Here is a 3,514-nt window from a genome sequence, read left to right as displayed (position 1 = left end):
CTTAATAGGCGCCTAGCAATGTCCTACTCTCACATGGGAACTCCCACACTACCATCGGCGCTACTGCGTTTCACTTCTGAGTTCGGAATGGGATCAGGTGGTGCCACAGTGCTATTGTCGCTAGACAAAAAGGTTACAATCTTGAAAGCTGTTGCTCGTCAGAGCGATAAATACAAAAGCGTTTTCTTATTCAATGCATTACAGTGCGTGATTATTCTGTCAGTCTTTTACAAACACTTCGCAGTAAAACTACTTGGGTGTTGTATGGTTAAGCCTCACGGGCAATTAGTATCAGTTAGCTCAAGACCTCGCAGTCCTTACACACCTGACCTATCAACGTTGTAGTCTCCAACGACCCTTTAGGGAGCTTAAAGCTCCAGTGAGAACTCATCTCAAAGCCTGCTTCCCGCTTAGATGCTTTCAGCGGTTATCAGTTCCGAACGTAGCTACCGGGCAATGCTATTGGCATAACAACCCGAACACCAGCGGTTCGTCCACTCCGGTCCTCTCGTACTAGGAGCAGCCCTCTTCAATTCTCAAACGCCCACGGCAGATAGGGACCGAACTGTCTCACGACGTTCTAAACCCAGCTCGCGTACCACTTTAAATGGCGAACAGCCATACCCTTGGGACCGACTTCAGCCCCAGGATGTGATGAGCCGACATCGAGGTGCCAAACACCGCCGTCGATATGAACTCTTGGGCGGTATCAGCCTGTTATCCCCGGAGTACCTTTTATCCGTTGAGCGATGGCCCTTCCATACAGAACCACCGGATCACTATGACCTACTTTCGTACCTGCTCGACGTGTCTGTCTCGCAGTTAAGCTGGCTTATGCCATTGCACTAACCGTATGATGTCCGACCATACTTAGCCAACCTTCGTGCTCCTCCGTTACTCTTTGGGAGGAGACCGCCCCAGTCAAACTACCCACCAGACAGTGTCCCCAAGCCCGATAAGGGCCCTAGGTTAGAACATCACGCATACAAGGGTGGTATTTCAAGGTAGACTCCACCACATCTAGCGACATGGTTTCATAGTCTCCCACCTATCCTACACATGTAGGAGCAATGTTCACTGTCAAGCTATAGTAAAGGTTCACGGGGTCTTTCCGTCTAGCCGCGGGTATACGGCATCTTAACCGCAAATTCAATTTCACTGAGTCTCGGGTGGAGACAGTGTGGCCATGATTACGCCATTCGTGCAGGTCGGAACTTACCCGACAAGGAATTTCGCTACCTTAGGACCGTTATAGTTACGGCCGCCGTTTACCGGGGCTTCGATCATCAGCTTCGCTTACGCTAACCGAATCAATTAACCTTCCGGCACCGGGCAGGCGTCACACCGTATACGTCATCTTTCGATTTTGCACAGTGCTGTGTTTTTAATAAACAGTTCCAGCCACCTGGTTACTTCGACTACTCTTAGCTTACACCGCAAGGGTTTAACCGAGAGTAGCGTACCTTCTCCCGAAGTTACGGTACTATTTTGCCTAGTTCCTTCACCCGAGTTCTCTCAAGCGCCTTAGTATTCTCTACCTAACCACCTGTGTCGGTTTGGGGTACGGTTCCTATATATCTGAAGCTTAGAAGCTTTTCCTGGAAGCATGGCATCAACAGCTTCAACTCCGTAGAGTCTCGTCTCGTATCTCAGTGTTGAATGAAAACCCGGATTTACCTAAGTTAACCACCTACGTACTTTCACACGGACTACCAACGCCGTGCCTGTTTAGCCTACTCCGTCCCTCCTTCGCAATATATAGAAGTACAGAAATATTAATCTGTTTCCCATCGACTACGCGTTTCCGCCTCGCCTTAGGGGCCGACTTACCCTGCCCTGATTAACATGGGACAGGAAACCTTGGTCTTTCGGCGGGGGAGTTTTTCACTCCCCTTATCGTTACTCATGTCAGCATTCGCACTTCTGATACCTCCAGCAAGCTTTACAACTCACCTTCAACGGCTTACAGAACGCTCCCCTACCACTCATAGTAAACTATGAATCCGCAGCTTCGGTGACTAGTTTAGCCCCGTTACATCTTCCGCGCAGACCGACTCGACTAGTGAGCTATTACGCTTTCTTTAAAGGATGGCTGCTTCTAAGCCAACCTCCTAGCTGTCTATGCCTTTCCACATCGTTTCCCACTTAACTAGTACTTTGGGACCTTAGCTGGCGGTCTGGGTTGTTTCCCTCTTCACAACGGACGTTAGCACCCGCAGTGTGTCTCCCGCATATCACTCATTGGTATTCGGAGTTTGCAAAGGGTTGGTAAGTCGGGATGACCCCCTAGCCTTAACAGTGCTCTACCCCCAATGGTGTTCGTGCGAGGCTCTACCTAAATAGATTTCGGGGAGAACCAGCTATCTCCCGGCTTGATTAGCCTTTCACTCCGACCCACAAGTCATCACCGCATTTTTCAACATACGTGTGTTCGGTCCTCCAGTTGATGTTACTCAACCTTCAACCTGCCCATGGGTAGATCGCCGGGTTTCGGGTCTATACCCTGCAACTAAACGCGCAGTTAACACTCGCTTTCGCTACGGCTCCCCTAATCGGTTAACCTTGCTACAGAATATAAGTCGCTGACCCATTATACAAAAGGTACGCAGTCACCGGACTAAATCCGGCTTCCACTGCTTGTACGTATGCGGTTTCAGGTTCTATTTCACTCCCCTCACAGGGGTTCTTTTCGCCTTTCCCTCACGGTACTGGTTCACTATCGGTCAGTTAGTAGTATTTAGCCTTGGAGGATGGTCCCCCCATATTCAGACAAAGTTTCACGTGCTCCGTCCTACTCGATTTCACTCAAAGGTTGCTTTTGTGTACGGGACTATCACCCTGTATCGTTGTACTTTCCAGTACATTCCACTAGCGCCCAATAAGCTTAAGGGCTGATTCGCGTTCGCTCGCCGCTACTAACGAAATCTCGGTTGATTTCTTTTCCTCAGGGTACTTAGATGTTTCAGTTCTCCTGGTTCGCTTCATTAAGCTATGTATTCACTTAATGATACTGACTTATGTCAGTGGGTTTCCCCATTCGGAAATCATTGGCTATTACGGTTTTTATCACCTTACCAATGCTTATCGCAGATTAACACGTCCTTCATCGCCTCTAACTGCCAAGGCATCCACCACATACGCTTAGTCACTTAACCATACAACCCTAAGTAGTCTTTCGACACGAAGTACACCTCGGAGACTAATCCAAGGCAATTGTAAAGTCTGACATTTTCACGCACAAATAAATGTGTCTTGAATAAGATGTTCACTCTGAGTAAGAGTAAACAAATGTTGATTAACAGCTTTCGCTATCAATCGCTTTTGTAGATTTTATATAACATGCAAATCACAGCGCGACACCGTTCATTGCTATATAAAATCATTTTTATATCAGCTTTCCAGATTGTTAAAGAACTCATTCTTAACGCGCATTCGGTTAAAAACGTGGTTTAAAAAACCAAACTTAACGTGTTCATCAGAACAGTTTAAGTTTGGTCTTTTCTTTAATGAAGAA

At 47.5% G+C, this 3,514-nt stretch carries 2 rRNA genes; both read right to left on the bottom strand.

Annotation, left to right across the window (positions count from 1 at the left end):
• Positions 1–10: 10 nt before the first annotated feature.
• Positions 11–125: ribosomal RNA gene (gene rrf / locus H4J39_RS08570) — 5S ribosomal RNA — on the bottom strand.
• A gap of 139 nt (positions 126–264) precedes the next feature.
• Positions 265–3,155: ribosomal RNA gene (locus tag H4J39_RS08565) — 23S ribosomal RNA — on the bottom strand.
• Positions 3,156–3,514: the final 359 nt, after the last annotated feature.

It is taken from the genome of Colwellia sp. Bg11-12, assembly GCF_014076955.1.
GTDB lineage: Bacteria > Pseudomonadota > Gammaproteobacteria > Enterobacterales > Alteromonadaceae > Colwellia_A.
This window is presented reverse-complemented; position numbering and strand designations above follow the sequence as displayed.